Raw genomic sequence first — 351 nt, 5'->3', positions numbered from 1 at the left:
TAACTTTGTAAGTAACAAGCCACTAAAAACCTATTACAACTATGAATGGAACAACGAATAAAGTACTTTTGATCGGAAATTTGGGCGATGATGTAAAATTGCATCATTTTGACGAACAAAATTGTATTGGACGATTTCCTATTGCAACGACAGAATCATATATCTCTAGAACGGGAGAGCGAATTACAGAAACAGAATGGCACAATATTGTGACACGCAATAAATTGGCAGAATTATGTGATCGTTATCTAAAAAAAGGAGATAAAGTTTTTGTTGAAGGACGTATCAAAACGCGCAAATGGGACGATAACGGACAAACGCGTTATACAACAGAAATCGTAGCAAATTCAA

At 35.0% G+C, this 351-nt stretch carries 1 protein-coding gene; it reads left to right on the top strand.

The genetic code is table 11. The features are described from left to right. Positions 1–41: 41 nt before the first annotated feature. On the top strand, positions 42–351 hold a 310-nt coding region (locus QWI17_RS03285), incomplete at its 3' end, for a single-stranded DNA-binding protein (protein WP_302721074.1).

This window comes from Gilvimarinus gilvus, assembly GCF_030518155.1.
Classification (GTDB): Bacteria; Pseudomonadota; Gammaproteobacteria; order Pseudomonadales; family Cellvibrionaceae; genus Gilvimarinus; species Gilvimarinus gilvus.
Note: the sequence above shows the minus strand (reverse complement) of the source record. Positions and strands in the feature narration are given on the sequence as shown.